Origin of the sequence: Actinomadura vinacea (assembly GCF_039532545.1) — a bacterium.
Lineage (GTDB): Bacteria > Actinomycetota > Actinomycetes > Streptosporangiales > Streptosporangiaceae > Spirillospora > Spirillospora vinacea.
Genome location: NZ_BAAARW010000018.1, coordinates 1 through 20,060 on the forward strand (window position 1 = coordinate 1; position 20,060 = coordinate 20,060).

Below are 20,060 nucleotides of genomic sequence, written 5' to 3' on the forward strand. Positions count from 1 at the left end.
TCGACGCTCTGGTGACCGAACGAGACCGCTCCCGGACACCGCTCTTCCAGGTGTTCTTCAACTATGCCTCAGCGGCCCAGGAAGCCGGTGATTGGCAGGACGAGTCCCTGTCCGTGGCCGGGCCGCGGACCACGCTGTTCGACCTGACGCTGACCGTCGAGGATTCCGGCGCGGGCGCCCTCATGGGCGAGCTCGAGTTCAGTACCGCGCTGTTCGACGCGGCGACCGTGGAGCGGATGGTCGGGCATCTGGGGGTGCTGTTGGACGGGGTCGCGGGGGATCGGCGGTTGTCCGAACTGCCGATGCCGGCCTCGGTTGAGCAGGGATTCGGCCCGGCCGTCATGGCGGCGGACGACATTCGTGCCCTGATCGGGGCGGCCGATCTGGATGCCACTGCCGTGGCCAGCGGCGATGTGACGCTGACCTATGGGGAGTTGATGGGGCGGGCGGATCGGCTGGCTTCCTGTCTGCGCGGTGCGGGTGTGGGACCCGAGTCGGTGGTGGGGCTCTGCCTGGAGCGCGGTGTCGATCTCGTGGTGGCTGTGGTCGCGGTATGGCGGGCCGGAGCCGCGTACGTCGCGTTGGATCCGGAGTATCCGTCTAACCGGTTGGCGTTCATGGTGTCCGACAGCAGAATGAGTGTGCTGGTCGGGCATCGGTCGGTCGCGCGGGGCGTGGCGGATGGCCTGACCGTGGTGTGGCTGGATGATCCGGAGATCGAGGCCTGTCCGGTCATGGGTTCTGCGGTGCCGGTGGACGCGGCCGGGCTGGCGGCGGTGATCTATACCTCCGGGACGACGGGGTGGCCGAAGGGCACGCTGGTCACGTTCGGGTCGTTGGCGATGGTGTTCGCGGCGTGGCAGGCGGCGCATTTTGAGCCGGGTTCGCGTTATCGCTGGTTGTCGTTGGCGAGCGCGAGCTTTGACGTGTTCACCGGTGATGTGGTGCGTGCGTTGTGCTCGGGCGGGACGTTGGTGCTGGGCCGGGTCGGGTTGCAGTTGGACGTCGCCGAGTGGGCGGCGCTGATGTCGGCTGAGCGGATCAACGCGCTGGAGTCGGCACCGCGTTACGTGGACCAGCTGGTCGAGCATGGCCGGCGGCTGGATGATCTGCGGCTTGTGGTGGTGACCACGGACGTCTGGCGGTCGGACGCGGCGATCCGGGCCCGTGAGGTGCTCGGGTCGGACGCGCGGGTGCTGACCGCCTATGGCGTCACCGAAACGACCATCGACTCCACCTACGGCGCGGTGACCGGCCTGGACGCCGGTGTGCCCGATGCTCCGGTGCCGATCGGTGGGCCGCTGCCCGGCACTCGGCTCTATGTGCTGGATGCGCATCTCAACCCGGTGCCCGTCCGGGCACCCGGCGAGTTGTGGATCGGCGGCGAGCAGGTCGCTCGCGGCTACGGCGGACGTTCCGCTCTGACGGCCGAACGGTTCGTCGCCGACCCGTTCGGAGGCGACGGGACGCGGATGTACCGCACCGGAGATCGGGCGCGGTGGCTGCCGGACGGGCGGCTGGAGTTCCTGGGGCGTGTCGACGAGCAGGTGAAGGTGCGTGGTTTCCGGATCGAGCCGGGCGAGGTGGAGACCGCGCTGGCCACCCACCCCATGGTGGGTGCGGCCGTGGTGGTGGCCTCCGGTGAGGACGCCGGCCGCCGCCTGGTCGCCTACCTCGTCCCGGCCGACCAGGCCGCCGGCGTTCCGGACGTGGGGGAGCTGCGGGCGTTCGTGGCGGAACGGCTTCCCGCGTTCATGATCCCCTCGGTGTTCACCGAGCTGGCCGAGCTGCCGCTGACCCCCAACGGCAAGATCGACCGGGCCGCGCTCCCGGCGCCGAAGGAGAACAGGGTCGGGTCGGCCACCACGTACGTCGCGCCGAGCACCGAGGTCGAGCGGGTGCTCGCCGAGGTGTGGGCCCAGGTGCTGGGCGTCGAACGGGTGGGCGTGGAGGACAACTTCTTCGAGCTCGGCGGCGACTCCATCATCAGCATCCAGGTCGTCGCACGGGCTCGTGAGTCGGGCGTTCACGTGTCGGTGGCGCAGGTGTTCGACCACCAGACCGTCGCCGGTCTGGCCTCGGTGGCGAGCTCGGAGAGCCCGGTCGACGCCGAGCAGGGCCTGGTGGTGGGCGACTTGCCGCTGTCGCCGATCCAGCGGTGGTTCCTGGAACGGGAGGCGCCAGGGGCGGCACATTTCAACCAGTCGACCCTGCTGGAAGTCACCGAGCGGGTCACGCCTGAGCGGTTGCGGCAGGCCCTGCACACGGTGGTCGAGCACCACGACGCGTTACGTTCGCGGTTCGTCCGTGACGAGGGCGTTTGGACCGGCCGGATGGTCGCCGTCGAACCCGGCGAGCTGCTGTGGGTCGTCGAGGGTGACGACTGGGCCCGCGGCGCCGAGGCACAGGCCGGCCTGGATCTGTCGGACGGCCCGCTGCTCCGCGCCGTGCTCTTCGAACGCGGCGAAGCGAACCAGGTGCTCCTGATCGTGGCGCACCACCTCGTCGTGGACACGATCTCGTGGTCGTTCCTGCTGGAGGACCTGTCCCTTGCGTACGAGAGAGTCGAGCTGCCCGCCAAGACGACGTCGTTCATGGCCTGGTCGGAGCGGCTCACCGAGCTTGCCGGGTCGGCGGAACTGGCGGGCGACGCTGCGTACTGGCGACGTACCGAAGAGGCGGCGGGCCGTCTGCCGCGCGACCACGACGGCCCCAACCTGAACGCCTCGGTCCGCGACCTCGGGGCCGCCCTGCCGGTGGAACAGACCGAACGGTTGCTTCGCGAGGTGCCCGGGGCGTTCCGGACGCAGATCAACGATGTGCTGCTGTGTGTTCTGGGTGTGGTCCTGACCGAGTGGTCCGGGCAGCCGTCGGTGCTGGTCGACCTGGAGGGCCATGGACGCGAGGACGTCGGCGCCGACATCGATCTTTCGCGGACGGTCGGCTGGTTCACCAATGTGTACCCGGTGGTGCTGGGCGCGGCGGCCGACGGCGACCTGGGCGCGGCGCTGCGGCGCACCAAGGAGAACCTGCGGACCGTCCCGCGCCGTGGTCTGAGCTACGGACTGCTGCGCTATCTCGGCGACTGGACGCCGGCCTCGGACGTCGGAGCAGAAGTGATCTTCAACTACTTCGGCCGTCTCGCTCCCGCGCCGCCGCAGGAGGGCGCGGCCGAGACGGGCGAGGGCGGTGGACGGTTCCGGCAGCGGCGCGGCTCGGTGGGTGACTCGCAGTCCGCGGAGGGCGAGCGGACCCACCTGATCGAGATCGACGGTCTGGTGGTGGACGGTCGTCTGGAGTTGAAGTGGAGCTACGGCGGTCGGGTTCATGACGAGGCCACGGTCGGGAGGCTGGCGCGGCGCTATATCGAGGTGCTCGACCAGCTGATCGATCATTGCCTCCGGCCTGGTGTCGGTGGGTGTAGTCCGTCGGATTTCCCGTTGGCGGGGCTGGATCAGGCGGGTGTCGATCTGGTCGTGGGTGGGATGTCGACGGTGGTCGAGGATGTTTATCCGTTGACGGGGTTGCAGCAGGGGATGTTGTTCCATACGCAGCTTTCTGGTGACCCGGGGATGTACTGGGTTCAGAACGGGTTGCTGCTGGAGGGCGAGCTTGATCTGGGCGCGTTGCGCAGTGCCTGGGAGCTCGTCTTCGCACGGCACGAGGTCCTGCGCACCACGGTGGTCTCGGACGGGGTTCCCGAACCGCTCGCGGTGGTCTCGGTTTCGGTCCCGCTGCCCTGGCAGGTGGTGGACGCATTCGGCCTCGACGAAGCGGGAGGCCGGATGGCGATCGACGACCACCTGGCTGCGGACGCCGCACGCGGCGCGGACTACAGTGCCCCGACGCTGGTCCGCCTCGCGGTGATCCGGTTGGCGGAGGACCGGCATCAGCTCGTGTGGAGCTACCACCATCTGCTGATGGACGGCTGGAGCGACCCGATCGTGCTGAGCGAGGTCCTGGAGGCCTACGAGGCGTTCCGCTCCGGCCGGGAGCCGCGGTTCGCGGCGCGTAAGCCGTTCCGCGACTTCGTGGCATGGACGGCCGGGCAGGATCTGGAGGAGGCGCGACGGTACTGGCGGGAGCGGCTCGCGGGCTTCACCGAGCCGGTGTCGATCCAGGTAGAGCGGGACACCGGCGACGAAGGCCAAGCCGAGCTCCGTCTCACTCTGCCGCCGGCGGTCGCGCGCGAGGGCGTGGCCGATTTCGCGCGGCGGCACCGTCTGACGGTGAACACCGTGGTGCAGGGCGCGTGGGCGCTGGTGGTGGCGCTGTACAGCGGCCGCGACGACGTGGTCTTCGGCGTCACGTCGTCGGGTCGTGGTGGCCAGATCGACGGCATGGACTCCATGGTCGGCCTGTTGATCAACACCACGCCGGTGCGCATCGACGTCGACCGCGACCGGCTCGTGACCGAGTGGCTCGCCGCGCTCCAGGACGAGCAGGTGCGGGCACGGCGGTTCGAGCACACCCCGCTGGTGGAGGTGGCCGCCTGCGCCGATATGGCCGGCGGGGAGGCGCTGTTCACCACGTTGTTCGTCTTCGAGAACTACCCGGTCGAGGAACTGGAGGAAGGGCAGGAGCGGTCGGCGGCCGGGGGGCTGCGGGCGGGGATCAACCACGGCCGCGACCAGGGCAACTACCCGCTCAGCGTTTCCGCCGGGTACGGGCGTGAACTCGCCGTACGGCTGAGCTACGACCAGGCGCGTTATGACTCGGCGACCGTCGGGCGGCTGGCAGGCCACCTCGCCACGGTTCTCGGGGCGATCGTTGCCGACACCGGTGGGCGCGTCGGCGAGTTGCCGGTCCTGACGGCCGCCGAGCGTGCCGTGCTGGTCGGCGAATGGAACGACACCGCCGTCGCGGCTCCGGGCGTGGACGGTGTGCTTGAGCTGATCGCGGCTCAGGCGGTCGAGCGTCCGGACGCGGTGGCGCTGGTGTGCGGTGACGCCTGCCTGACCTACGCCGGGTTGATGGAGCGGGCGGCCCGGGTGGCGCACTACCTGCGCGGTATGGGCGTAGGCGCCGAGTCGGTGGTCGCGCTGCGCCTGGGGCGTGACCTGGACATGGTGGCGGCGGTGCTGGGCGTGTGGCAGGCCGGTGGCGCCTACCTTCCGCTGGACCCGGACTACCCGTCCGACCGGCTGGACTTCATGCTCGCCGACAGCCAGGCGACCGTGCAGATCGGCGACGAGGAGATCGCCGCGGCCATGGCCGGTCCCTCCAGCCCCGACGTCACCGCGACGCACCCCGACCAGGTCGCCTACGTCATCTACACCTCGGGATCGACCGGACGCCCCAAGGGCGTGCAGTGCACCCACACAGGCCTGGTGAACCTGGTACTGGCGATGGCCTCGGTGCCCGACGTCGGTCCGGGAACCCGCACGTTGCAGTTCGCCTCGTTCAGCTTCGACACCTCGGTCCTGGACATGGCGGTCGTTCTGGCGGCCGGTGGCACGCTGGTGGTGGCGACCCTGCGGCAGCGCGCTGAGCCGGGCCTGTTGACCGGGTTGATCCGGGCCGGTGGCGTGACGAGGACGGATGTGACGCCGTCGTTGCTCGAGGTGCTGGATCCCGGTGAGGTCACGGGACTGCGGCGGCTGCTGGTGGGGGGCGAGCTGTTGACCGGAAGGGTCGCGGCGGCTTGGGCGGACGGCCGTGAGCTCGTGAACACCTATGGCCCCACGGAGGCGACCGTGATGGTCACCGAGGGTGAGGTGGGTTCTGCGGTCGCGGGCCTGCCGACGATCGGTGTCCCTCTGCCGGGCAACCGGATATACGTGCTGGGCGCCGATCTGGATGTGGTGCCGGTCGGCGTGGTGGGCGAGATCTTCATTGCGGGCGAGCAGGTGGCGCGCGGCTACCGGGGCCGGGCTGCGTTGACCGCGGCGCTGTTCGTCGCCGACTTGTTCGTCGCCGACGGCTCTCGGATGTATCGGACGGGGGATCGGGCGCGGTGGCTTCCGGACGGCAGGCTGGAGATCCTCGGGCGTGTTGACGACCAGGTGAAGGTGCGGGGGTTCCGGGTCGAGCCTGGCGAGATCGAAGCGGTGCTCGCTGCCCATCCGGGAGTGCGGTCGGTGGTCGTCGCCCCGGTGGGGGACGGCTCGGAGCGGGTGCTGGCGGCGTATCTGGTGCCTGACGGTCCGGTCCCCCCGGTGGCTGAGCTGCGGGAGTTCGCGGGGACGCGGCTCCCGGAATACATGGTTCCGTCGGTCTTCGCCGAGCTGGATGCGTTGCCGCTGTTGCCGAACGGCAAGCTCGACCGGGCCGCGTTACCCGCGGTCGATGGTTCTCGTGTGGACGTTGGCGGGTTCGTCGCGCCGCGGGGCGCCGTGGAGGAGCTCCTGGCCGGGATGTGGGCCGAGCTGCTCGGTGTGGACCGGGTCGGCGCCGAGGACGACTTCTTCCAACTCGGCGGTCACTCGCTCCTGGCCATCCGGCTCACCTCCCGCATCCGGGCGGTGTTCGGTGCCGATGTCCCGCTCGCCTCCCTGCTCGCCCGGCCGACGCTGCGCGGACTGGCCGCCACGGTCGAGAGCACGGGCCGGCGCGCCGAGGTGCCCCCGATAACGCCTGCACCACGCGACCAGACGTTGCCGCTGTCGTTCGCCCAGCAGCGGCTCTGGTTCCTGAACCAGCTCGATCCGGGCTCGGTCGAGTACAACGTGATGCTCCCCGTCCGGCTGCCCGGTGAGCTGGACGTGGTCGCGCTCGGGGCGGCCATGGACGCGGTCGTCGAGCGCCACGAAGTGCTGCGGACCCGACTGGTGGCCGGGGCGGACGGGGTCGCCCACCAGGTGATCGACCCGCCGGCGCCGTTCCCGCTGCCGGTGGTCGACCTGGCGGGCGCGGACGACCCGCTGGGCCTGGCCGAACGGGTGGTCGCCCGGGAAGCGGCGACCCCGTTCGACCTCGCCGGCGGACCGCTGATCCGCGGCGCGCTGCTCTGGCTCACCGAGGACGAGCACGTGCTGGCGCTGACGATGCACCACGTGGTGTCCGACGAATGGTCGGGCGAGGTCCTGCAGGGTGACCTGCTGGCGTTCTACGAGGCGTTCAGGACGGGCCTGCCGGACCCGCTTCCGCCGCTACCGGTGCAGTACGCCGACTTCGCCGTCTGGCAGCGCGAATGGTTGTCCGGCGACGTACTGGACGGGCAGCTCGCGTACTGGCGTGACCAACTGGCCGGTGTTCCGGTGCTGGAGCTCCCGATCGACCGGCCCCGTCCGGCCGTCCGGTCGTCGGCCGGAGCGCTGGAGACGTTCGTCGTCCCGGCCGAGACCGCGCGGGCGCTGCGTGCGCTGGCCCGCGAGCACGGCTCGACGGTGTTCATGACACTGCTGGCGGCCTTCGATGTGTTCCTCGGCCGCTACTGCGGTGTGGACGATGTCGTCGTCGGCACCCCGGTCGCCGGTCGTGGTCAGGCCGAGACCGAGGATCTCATCGGGTTCTTCGTCAACACGCTCGTGCTGCGCACGGACCTGTCCGGCGACCCGACGTTCGGCGAGCTGCTGACACAGGTCACCCGGACGGCGCTGGACGCGTTCGCCAACCAGGACCTGCCGTTCGAGCAGCTGGTCGACGCCCTGGTCACCGACCGGGACCGCTCCCGCACCTCGCTCTTCCAGGTGTTCTTCACCTACCTGAGGGAGGACGACGACGGCATGTCCGCGCCGGACGGCGGGCACGCGTACGAGGGCGAGACGAAGATGCCGGGCACCGAGGCGGTGCGGGACCTGACGCTGTCCGACCTGTCGATCACGTTCAGTGACTCCGGTACGGGTCCCCTGTTCGGCGACCTCGAATACAGCACCGCGCTGTTCGACGCGTCGACGATCCGGCGGATGATCGGCCATCTGCTCGCCGTACTGGAAGAGGTCACCGACCCCGCCCGCAGGATCGGCGCGATCGCCCCGCTGCCTGCCACCGAACGCGGGGACCTGCTCTCGCTCGGCACGGGCGCGGAGACGACGGCGGACGTGGGCACGGTTCCCGGGCTGATCCAGGAGCGGGCACGGTGCGCGCCCGACGCGGTCGCGGTCGTGATGGGCGACCGGCAGCTCACCTACGGCCGGCTGAACGCGCGGGCCAACCAGCTCGCGCACCGGCTCAAGGCCTCTGGCGTCGGCCGCGAGGACGTGGTCGGCGTGTGCCTCGAGCGCGGTCCGGAGCTGGTGGTGACCCTGCTGGGCGTGCTCAAGGCGGGAGCGGCCTACCTGCCGCTCGACGTCGACCACCCGGAACCGCGGTTGCGGCACATGCTGGACGACTCCGGTGCCGCGCTGCTGATCGCCGCGGCCCGGTCGGAGGAGCGGCTGGCGTCCATCTCCACCCCGACGCTTCTCGTCGACGGAGACCGCTCCACGATAGCGGTGTACAGCACGGCCGACCCGGACTTCGCGGCCGGGCCGGACGACCTGGCGTACGTCATCTTCACCTCCGGCTCGACGGGCACACCCAAGGGCGTACTGATCCAGCACCGGTCGATGAGCCTCCGCCTGCTGGAGATGGCCCGCCGATACGGGATCACTACGGCGGACGTCACCCTGCAGGTCGCGTCCGTCACGTTCGATGCCGCTCAGGAGCAGCTCTTCGCGATCCTCATGCACGGTGGGCGGCTCGTGCTGCGCGGCCCCGAGCTGTGGTCGGCCGACCAGGTCGTCGGGGAGATCCGCCGCCTGGCCGTCACCTCGGTGGAGATCACGCCCGCGCTCTGGGAGCTGGTCATCCCGCACCTGGCGCCCGGAGAGGCCCTCGGTCCCTGCCTCCGCTGGATGATCCTGGGCGGCGAGGCCGTCTCGCCCGCCTCGCTGGCCCGCTGGTTCGACCGCACCGCGGTGCCGATCTACAACACCTACGGGCCGACGGAGGCCACCATCACATGCGTGGCCGAGCCCATCCGGGAGCCGGTCGCGACCGTGCCGATCGGGTCGCCGATCGCGGACACGACGGTCTACGTGCTGGACGCCCGGCTGAGCCTGGCGCCGGTCGGTGTGGCGGGCGAGCTGTTCATCGCCGGCGCGGGCCTGGCCAGGGGATACGGCGACCGTCCGGCGCTGAGCGCCGCGCGGTTCGTGGCCGATCCGTACGCCGCCGACGGGTCGCGCATGTACCGGTCGGGCGACCGGGTGCGATGGCTGCCGGACGGGCGCCTCGAGTTCCTGGGCCGCACCGACGACCAGGTGAAGGTACGCGGGTTCCGGGTCGAACCGGGAGAGGTGGAAGCGGCCCTGACCGCGCACCCGGCCGTCGCCATCGCCGTGGTGGTCCCCTGGGGCGACGACGCGGACCGGCGGCTGGTCGCCCATCTGATCCCGGCCGACCCCGCCGAGGGTCTGCCCACGGCCGGCGAGCTGCGCGACCACCTGCGGCAGGACCTGCCGGACTTCATGATCCCATCGGTGTTCACCGAGCTGGCGAGCTTGCCGCTGACGCGCAGCGGCAAGCTCGACCGGGCGGCGCTGCCGGCTCCCGGACCGGATGCGTTGAATCCGGCCGGGTTCGTGGCCCCGTCCGGCACCACCCAGGAACTGCTGGCCGGCATCTGGGCGCAGGTGCTGGCGGTCCCGCGCGTCGGCGCCGAGGACGACTTCTTCGCGCTGGGCGGCCACTCGCTCCTGGCCACCCAGGTGATCTCCCGAGTCCGGGAGGTGTTCCAGGCCGAGGTCCCGGTCGCGGCCCTCTTCGACCAGCCCACGGTGCGGAGCCTGGCGACGGTGGTCGAGGCGGCGTCGCGCGGCGGCGTCGCGCCTCCGATCACGGCCGTTCCTCGCGACCAGGACCTGCCGCTGTCGTTCGCGCAGCAACGCCTCTGGTTCCTGGACCAGATGGACCCCGGATCGGTCGGCTACAACCTCCCCTCACCGATTCCGTGGCGCGGCCAGTTGGACGTCGCCGCGCTGGGCGCCGCGCTGATCTCGGTGGTGGCGCGGCACGAGGTGCTGCGGACCCGGCTGGTGGCCGGCCCGGACGGCGTGCCGCACCAGGTCATCGACCCGCCGGCCTCCTTCCCGCTCCCGGTGGCCGACGTGTCCGGACTGGTGGATCCGATGCCGGTCGTGCAGCGGATGGTGGCGATCGACGCGGAAACGCCCTTCGACATGGCGGAGGGGCCGCTGATCCGCGCGGTGCTGGCGCGGGTGGACGCCGACGAGCACGTGCTGATGCTGTCCATGCACCACGTGGTCTCCGACGAGTGGTCGGACCGGATCTTCAAGCACGAGCTGTCGGTGGCCTATGACGCGTTCCGCGCGGGCGAGCCCGACCCGTTGCCGCCGCTGCCGCTGCAGTACGCCGACTTCGCGGTGTGGCAGCGGGAGTGGCTGACCGGGGAGGTTCTGGAGGCCCAGCAGGAGCACTGGGAGAACCGGCTCGCCGGGATGCCGGCGCTGGAGCTGCCCACCGACCGGCCCCGGCCGCCCGTGCGCTCCAGCGCGGGCGCCGTGGCCAGGTTCGAGATCTCCGCGGCGACCACGGCCGGCCTGCGCGTGCTGGCGCGGGAGAGCGGCGCCACGATGTTCATGACGACGTTCGCCGCGTTCGCGGCCCTCCTCGGCCGCTACAGCGGGCAGGACGACATCGTCGCCGGCACGCCGGTCGCCAACCGGAACCGGGCCGAGACCGAGGATCTCATCGGGTTCTTCGTCAACACGCTCGTGCTGCGCACCGACCTGTCGGGCGACCCGTCGTTCGGCGAACTGGTGCGCCGGGTCAGGCGGACCGCGCTGGACGCCTATACCCACCAGGACCTGCCGTTCGAGCAGCTGGTGGAGGCCCTGGTGCCCGGCCGCGACCGGTCCCGCACCCCGCTGTTCCAGGTCTTCTTCGGCTTCGACACCGAGGATCCGGAGGGCGGCGGCCAGGCGGTGACCGCCGACCCGAACCAGAACGGCCGGCTCCCCGGCGCCGGCGGCCATCGATTCGACCCGCGGCACCGGCCGCGTCCGGTGAAGTTCGACCTGGCCGTGCGACTGGGGGAGACCGACGGGTTCCTCACCGGCGAGCTCCAGTACAGCACCGCGCTGTTCGACCCGGAGACCGCCGACCGCATCATCGGGCACCTGGCCAACCTGTTGGACGCGGTGGCGGCGGACGCGGACGGTCCGCTGTCGCGGCTGCCGATGCTGACCGCCTCGGAGCGGGAGCAGCTGCTTGTGGCCTGGAACGACACCGCCGCGCCCGTGTCGCTTGAGGGCGGAACGCACGAGTTGGTCCGTGCGCGGGCCGCGACCGCTCCCGACACGCTCGCGGTGGTCAGCGATGGCGTGTCGCTGACCTACGGCGGCCTGGTGGAACGCGCGGCCCGGCTCGCCCGTGCCCTGCGTGCGGCGGGGGCCGGCGCCGAGTCGATCGTGGGAGTGTGCCTGCCCCGCGGTGTGGAGATGGTGGTCGCCGCGCTGGCCGTGTGGCAGGCCGGCGGCGCCTACCTGCCGCTGGACCCCGGCTACCCGCCGGAGCGGCTCGCGTTCATGCTGGCCGACAGCCGGGTGCGGGTCCTGGTCGGCCACCGGGACGTGGCCGGCTCCCTGGCGGCCGAGCACACGATCTGGCTGGATGATCCGGCCTGGCTGGAAGACGCGGCGTCGCCGGTCATTCCGCCCGGGGGCACCGTGCCGCCCGGCAGGCTGGCGTACGTCATCTACACCTCTGGGTCGACCGGCGCTCCCAAGGGTGTGCACGTCACGCACGGGGGCCTCATCAACCTGACGGCGGCCCTGCGGGAGTCGATGGCCGCCGAGCCCGGCATTCGGGTGATGCAGTTCGCCTCGTTCAGCTTCGACGCGGCCTCGCGCGACATCGCCACTGTGCTGGCGGGCGGCGGGACGCTGGTGGTGGCCACCGCGGCGGAACGGGCCGAACCCGCGTTGCTGAGCGCGATGATCCGCGATGACGGCGTGCGATCGATCAGCGTGCCACCGTCCCTGCTGGGCGTGCTCGACCCCGCCGGAATGCCGGGCGTCACGACGCTGAACGTCGGGTCGGAACCGGTGAGCGCCCGGGTGGTGAGCGACTGGGCTCCGGGACGGCGCATGCACACGACCTACGGGCCCACCGAGACCACGGTCATCTCCAGCATCTCGCCCGCCGACCCGGACGCGCCCGGCGAGCCGCCCATCGGCTCGCCGATCGCCAACACCCGGATGTACGTGCTGGACGCGTGGCTCGGTGTCGTCCCCGTGGGCGTGCCCGGTGAACTGTTCATCGGGGGCGCGGGGCTGGCTCGCGGCTACGGCGACCGCCCCTCGCTCAGCGCGGAGCGGTTCATCGCCGACCCGTTCGCCGCCGACGGCTCCCGGATGTACCGGACGGGCGACCGGGCGCGGTGGCGGCCCGACGGGCGACTGGAGTTCATCGGACGGGCCGACCACCAGCTCAAGGTGCGCGGCTTCCGCATCGAGCCCGGCGAGGTCGAGGCAGCCCTCACCGCCCACCCGCGGGTGCGTTCGGCGGCCGTGACGGCCGTCGGCCAGGGCGCGGACCGCAGGCTGGTCGGCTACCTGGTGCCCGCCGACCAGGACGCGGGCATCCCCACGGTCGGGGAGCTGCGCGACCACCTGCGGTTCGCCGTGCCGGAGTTCATGATCCCGGCGGTGTTCGTCGAGTTGGCCGCCCTGCCGCTCACCCAGAACGCCAAGCTGGACCGGGCCGCGCTGCCCGCGCCAGACGGGGTCCGGTCCGGTCCGGTGGGTTTCGTGGCACCGGCGACGCCCACCGAGGAGCTGCTCGCGGGGATCTGGGAACGCGTGCTGGACGTCGAACGGGTCGGCGCCGAGGACGACTTCTTCGAGCTGGGCGGCCACTCGCTGCTGGCCACCCGGGCGATCTCCCGGATCCGCGCGATGTTCCAGGTCGAGGTGCCTCTGACGGCGTTGTTCGACCGGCCCACGGTCGCCGGGCTCGCCGCGGTGATCGACGAGATCACGCCGGGAACGCTGGCGCCACCGGTCACCGTCGCCGGCCGCGACCACCCGTTGCCGCTGTCGTTCGGCCAGCAGCGGCTCTGGTTCCTCGACCAGCTGGAACCCGGGTCGCCGGAGTACAACCTGCCCATGCCGATGCCCTGGCACGGCGACCTCGACGTCGCCGCGCTGACCTTGGCGCTGACCGGCGTGGCCGCGCGGCACGAGGTGCTGCGCACCCGGCTCGTGACGGGCCCGGACGGCCAGGCGCGGCAGGTGATCGACCCAGCCGGGCCGTTCCCGCTCCCCGTCGTCGACGTGTCCGGCATGGCGCACCCCCGGGCCGCGTCCGAACGGCTGGTGGCCGAGGACGCCGAGACCCCGTTCGATCTTGCGCGCGGGCCGCTGATGCGCGGGTGCCTGATCAGGCTGGGCGCCGGCGAGCATGTGCTGGCGTTGTCCATGCATCACGTGATCTCGGACGAGTGGTCCGGGCGGATCTTCAAGCGCGAGCTGGCGGCCCTTTACGCCGCCTTCGGCGCCGGTGAGCCGGACCCGCTGCCGCCGCTGGAACTCCAGTACGCCGACTTCGCGGCATGGCAGCGCGAGTGGCTGGCGGGCGACGTCCTCGAGGCACAGCTGGGCTACTGGCGGGATCGGCTGGCCGGCTCGACAGCGCCGGAGCTGCCCACCGACCGGCCGCGTCCCCCGGTCCGCTCGGCCGAGGGCGCGGTCACCGGATTCACCGTCGAGGCCGGGACCACGGCGCGGCTGCGCGCGGTGGCCCGGGAGGGCAACGCGTCCATGTTCATGACTCTGCTGGCCGCGTTCGACGTCCTGCTCGGCCGGTACTGCGGCGTCGAGGACGTGGTGGTCGGCACGCCTGTCGCGGGCCGCAACCGTGCCGAGACCGAGGACCTCATCGGGTACTTCGTGAACACGCTCGTGCTGCGGACGGACCTGTCGGGTGACCCGGCGTTCAACGAGTTGGTCGGGCGGGTGCGGGAGACGGCGCTGGGCGCCTACGCGCACCAGGACCTGCCGTTCGAACAGCTGGTGGACGCCCTGGTGACCGAACGAGACCGTTCCAGGACGCCACTGTTCGAGGTCTTCTACAGCTACACCGTGGGCGACGACGCGGACGCCGGCACCGCCGATCATCCGGAGGCGGATTCCGGGGCACCGCCCGCGTTGTTCGATCTGTCCCTGGTCGTGACGGAGACGGGCGGCGGGATCTCGTGCGCGCTGCACTACAGCCCCGCGCTGTTCGATGCCGCGACCGTGGAAGGGATGGCGGCGCACCTGGTGACGCTCCTGGAGGCGGTGGCGGACGACGCCGCTCTGCCGTTGTCGCGCATTCCGATGCTGACCCCGGCCGAACGGACGCTGGCGGTCGACGGCTGGAACGAGACCGTCGCGGCGCTGCCCGGCGTGACGACGGCGCACGAGCTTGTCGCCGAGCAGGCCGAGGCCGTCCCGGGCGCGGTGGCCGTGGTCTCCGAGGGAATGACGCTGACCTACGGCGCCCTGATGGCGCGGGCGGACCGGCTCGCGCACCGCTTGCGCGAGGCGGGTGTCGGCACCGAATCGGTGGTCGGACTCTGCCTGCGACGTGGCGTGGACATGGTCGTGGCGGTGCTGGCCGTGTGGCGGGCGGGTGGCGCCTACCTGCCGCTGGACCCCGACTACCCGTCCGACCGGTTGCGGTTCATGCTGGCCGACAGCGGAGCGTCGGTGTTGGTGGGTCACCGTGACGTCGGTGCGGCCCTCGTCGAGGACGCGGCGGTGGAAACGGCGGTGTGGCTGGACGAGCCCGGCGGCACCCCGGCGAGCATCGCTTCCTGGGAGACGAGCGCCGCAGGCCGGCTGGCCTACGTCATCTACACCTCGGGCTCCACGGGACGGCCGAAGGGAGTCCAGGTCACGCACCACAATCTGGTGAACTTCCTTTCGACGATGGCCGAGCGGCCGGGCCTCACTGATGCCGACGTCCTGCTGGCGGTGACCACGCTCGGTTTCGACATCGCGGGTCTGGAACTCGTCCTCCCGCTGACCGTGGGTGCGCGGGTCGTCCTCGCGGGCCGCGACACCGTCCGGGAGCCGGGACTGCTCGCCGCCGAGATCACCCGGTCCGGGGCGACGGTCATGCAGGCGACCCCGGCGACGTGGCAGATGCTGACCGGCAACGGCTGGGCCGGGGCGCCTGGCCTGCGGGTACTGTGCGGCGGCGAGGCGCTGCCGGGCGGGCTGGCCGCGGCGCTGCTGGAGCGGACGGCAGGCGTATGGAACATGTACGGGCCGACCGAGACAACGATCTGGTCGACCTGCGAACAGATCACCGGGACCGGGCGCGCGCTCCTCGGGGCGCCGGTCGCCAACACCCGGATCCGGGTGCTTGACGCCAGGCTCGGCCCGGTGCCCCTGGGCGTCACCGGTGAACTGTTCATCGGCGGCGACGGCGTGGCCCGCGGATACGGCGGCCGTCCCGCGCTGACAGCGGAACGGTTCGTTGCCGACCCGTTCGCCGCCGACGGCTCGCGGCTGTACCGGACCGGGGACCTGGTCCGGCGCCTGCCGGACGGGAACCTGGAGTTCCTCGGCCGCATCGACCACCAGGTGAAGGTCCGCGGCTTCCGGATCGAGCTCGGGGAGATCGAGGCCGCGCTGGCCGCGCACCCCGGCGTGAGGTCGGCGGTCGTCACGGCGTCCGGCGACGTCGCGGACCGGCGGCTGGTCGCCTACCTGGTCGCCGCCGACCCGTCGGCCGGTGTCCCGTCGGACGCGCGGCTGCGCGACCATCTCCGGAGCGACGTTCCGGAGTTCATGGTCCCGGCGGTGTTCATGGAGCTGGCCGAGCTGCCGCGAACCCCGAACGGCAAGCTGGATCGCGGCGCTCTGCCGGCCCCCGGAGGCAAGCGGCGAGGCGCGGTGGCCTACGTGGCGCCCGCCACCCCGGAGGAGGAGCTGCTGGCGGGCCTGTGGGCCGAGGTGCTGGGCGCCGACCGGATCGGCACCGCGGACAACTTCTTCGAGCTGGGCGGGCACTCGCTGCTCGCCACCCGGCTGATCTCCCGGATCCGTGAGGTCTTCCAGGCGGAGATCCCACTCGCCGCGCTGTTCGACCAGCCCACCGTCGCCCGGCTGGCCACGGTCGTGGAGAGCGCCGGGCGCGCCGCGGTACCGCCGGTGACGCCGGCCGCCCGCGACCAGGCGGTGCCGCTGTCGTTCGCGCAGCAGCGGCTGTGGTTCCTCGACCAGCTAGGGCCAGGCTCGGCCGAGTACAACATGGCGGTCCGCATCCCCTTGACCGGGGCCGTCGACGTGGCCGCCCTGGGCGCCGCCCTCTCCGCGCTCACCCGGCGGCACGAGGTCCTGCGGACCCGGCTGGTCACCGGCCCGGACGGGATGGCCCACCAGGTGATCGACCCGCCTCCCAAGGGCCGGCTGCTCGTCGCCGACGTGTCCGGGGAACCGGCCCCCGAGACCGCCGCCGAGCGGGTGGTCGTCCAGGACAAGGACGCGCCGTTCGACCTCGCCGCCGGCCCCATGCTCCGCGCGGTGCTGCTCAGAATGGCACCGGACCGGCATCTGCTGGCGCTCTCGCTGCACCATGTGGTCTTCGACGAGTGGTCAGGCCGGATCCTGCGCCGCGATCTGTCGGCGCTCTACTCCGCCTTCGCCGCAGGCCGGCCTTCGCCGCTGACACCGTTGCCGGTGCAGTACGCCGACTTCGCGGTTTGGCAGCGGCAGTGGCACTCGGGTGAGGCGCTGGCGGGGCAGCTGGAGTACTGGCGGGACCAGCTGGCGGGGATGCCGGTGCTGGAGCTGCCCACCGACCGGCCGCGTCCGCCGCTGCGCTCCACCGAGGGCGCGGTGATCACGTTCACCGTCCCGGCAGAGGTGGTGGCCGGAGTGCGCGTGGTGGCCGGCGCCGGTGGCGCGACGATGTTCATGACCTTGTTCGCGGCGTTCGGGGCGCTGCTGGGCCGCTACAGCGGTCAGGAGAACGTGCTGGCGAGCACGCCCGTCGCGAACCGGCACCGGGCCGAGATCGAGGACCTGGTCGGGTTCTTCGTGAACACGCTGGTCCTGCGCGTCGACCTGACCGGCGATCCCTCGTTCACCGAGCTGCTGGCGCGGGTGCGGGAGACGGCGCTGGGTGCCTACGCCCATCAGGACCTGCCGTTCGAGCAGTTGGTGGACGCCCTGGTGGCCGGGCGCGACCGGTCCCGCGCCCCGCTCGCCCAGGTGTCCTTCAACTACGGGAACGCGCAGCCCGACGAGATCAGGATGGCCGGCGACGGCTCTGACCGGCCCGGCGAACCGGCCCAGCCCGACCAGCTGCCCGTGCAGTTCGATCTGGTGATGTCGCTGGACGAGGCGGTGGACGGCTCGCTGGCGGGCGAGATCCGCTACAGCCTGGCGCTGTTCGACGCCTCGACGATCGAACGCATGGCACGCCACATGGCCGCGATCCTCACGGCGGTCGCGGCGGACGCGGAGCGGGGCGTCTGGGATCTGCCGCTCCTGGCCGAGCCCGAGCGCCGCCAGATCCTGGCCGGCTGGAACGACGTCACGACGCCCGTGGACCCGGTGAACGGCGCGCACGAACTGATCGCCGAACGGGCCGTGGCGAAACCCGACTCGGTCGCGGCCGTCTGCGACGGTACGTTGCTGACGTACGACGGCCTGATGGACCGGGCGAGGCGCCTGGCGCACTACCTGCGCGGCGCCGGGGTGGGCCCCGAGACCGTGGTCGGACTGTGCCTGCCCCGCGGACTGGACATGGTCGTCGCGGTGCTCGCGGTGTGGCAGGCCGGTGGCGGCTACCTGCCGCTGGATCCCGAGTATCCGGTGGAGCGGCTGGAGTTCATGCTGGCCGACAGCCAGGTGCCCGTGCTGGTCGGCACCACCGAGCTGATCGAGGACCTGCCGGTGGGACGGCGCCGCACGATCATGGTGGACGATCCGGTCGTGCGGGCGACCATGGTCGCGATGCCGGCCACGCCGCTCGAGACCGCCGTCCGGCCGGGGCAGCTCGCGTACGTGATCTACACGTCCGGCTCCACAGGGCGGCCGAAGGGCGTCCAGGTCACCCACGACGGTGTGGTGAACCTCGTAGCCGCCCAGCAGGCCGCGTTCGGCACCGGCGGCGCCGCCAGGGTGCTCCAGTTCGCGCCGTACAGCTTCGACGCCTCGGTCTGGGAGCTGGTCATGGCGCTGGGCGCGGGAGCCACGGCGGTGATCGCGACGGCGCGGGACCGGGCGGAGACCGACCGGCTGACCGAGCTGGCCGCGCGGGCCGGGGCCACCGTGGCGACCGTCCCGCCCTCGTTGCTGGACGTCCTCGAGCCCGGCGATCTGGAGGACATCCCGACCCTGATCACGGCGGGCGAGCGCCTCGATCCGCAACTGGCCGACGCCTGGACGGTGGACCGGCGGCTCTTCAACGCCTACGGCCCGACCGAGACGACGGTCTGCGCCTCGGTGGCGCGGTGCGTCGCCGATGTCGATCCTCCGATCGGGAGGCCGATGGCCAATACCCGCCTTTATGTACTGGACGGGCGGCTGCGGCCGGTGCCGGTGGGCGTGCCGGGGGGGCTGTTCATCGGCGGCGCGCAGATCGCACGCGGCTATCTCGGCCGTGCCGCGCTGACCGCCGAGCGGTTCCCGGCCGACCCGTTCGCGGCCGACGGGTCGCGGATGTACCGGTCGGGCGACCAGGTGCGGTGGCTGCCGGACGGGCAGTTGGAGTTCCTCGGACGCGCCGACGACCAGGTCAAGGTCCGCGGCTTCCGGATCGAGCCCGGCGAGATCGAGACGGCGCTCGCCGCCCACCCGGACGTGCGCACCGCCGTGGTGACCGCGTACGGGGAGGGCACCGACCGGCGCCTGGCCGCCTACCTCGTGCCGGCCGACCCCGCCGAGGGCCTGCCGCCCACGGCCGATCTGCGCGAGGCGCTGCGGCGGCGACTGCCGGACTACATGGTGCCGGCGGTGTTCACCGAGCTGGGCAGCCTGCCGGTGACGCCCAACGGGAAGATCGACCGGGCCCTGCTGCCCGCGCCCGACCTGGTCCGGCCCGACACGGCCCCGTTCGCGGCTCCGGACGGGCCCGCCGAGGAGCTGCTGGCGGAGATCTGGCAGGAGGTCCTGGGCGTGGAACGGGTCGGCTCACAGGACCACTTCTTCGAGCTGGGCGGCAGCTCGCTTCAGGTGACCGAGATCGTCGGCAAGCTCAGGGCGCGCGGTCACGACCTGAGCGTCAGCGACCTGTTCGACCGGCCGACCATTGCCGACGTGGCGCCGCTCCTCACGATGCGTACCGAGGAGCTGCAGTCGGTGGTCGCCATCCGGACCGGGACCGAGCTGCCCGCGCTGTTCGCGGTGCACTCGCTCACCGGAGAGGTGGCCGCGTACGCCGAGATCGCCGAGAACGTCAGGGAGGGGCAGCAGGTGATCGGGCTGCAGGCCCGCGGCTTCTCCGGCGACGAGCCACCGCCGGAGTCGATCGAGGAAATGGCGGCGGCGTACGTCAGCGAGGTGCGCCAGGTGCAGCCGCGCGGGCCGTACGTGTTCGTCGCGCAGTCCGGGAGCACGTACATCGCGGTCGAGATGGCGCGCCGGCTGGCGGCCATGGGCAAGGAGGTCGGCGGAGTCTTCCTGATGGCGCCCGCGCTCCAGCCCTACGCCGGCACCTTGCCCGAGAAGGCCTTCGACGAGGAGGCACGGGCGATCCTGGACGACCTCAACGCGACCATCAGCGGCCCGCCGGACACGCGACTCGCCAAGGCCAATGAGAAGCGGCTGGTGAAGTACGGAACGCCGAGCAAGGAGATCAAGGTGGGAGTGCGCAAGGGCGACAAGCACGCGCTGAGGGTCATGCGGTCCCTGGCGATCAACCGGGGCGCGTACGCCTACTACGGCGAGCTCCAGCACCGCGGGATGCGGCCCTATGACGGACGGGTGGTCCTGCTGATCCCAGCGGGCGACCCGTCCGGCTGGAAGCGCCAGACGGTCGAGAACTGGCGGACGGGACTCCAGTCGGAGCCGGAGATCATCGAGGTGCCCGGCAAGCACTCGTCGGTGTTCTACAAGGAGTCGGCGCGGGCGATCGGCACCCTGCTCAGCGCCGAGCTCGACCGCTTGCGGTAGGGC

1 protein-coding gene is annotated in these 20,060 nt (G+C 71.9%); it reads left to right on the top strand.

The genetic code is table 11. The features are described 5' to 3' along the window. Window positions 1-11 precede the first annotated feature (11 nt). Window positions 12-20,057 (top strand): non-ribosomal peptide synthetase, encoded by a 20,046-nt coding sequence (locus ABD340_RS23675; RefSeq protein WP_344591679.1) that lies wholly within the window; start codon window positions 12-14, stop codon window positions 20,055-20,057. Window positions 20,058-20,060: the final 3 nt, after the last annotated feature.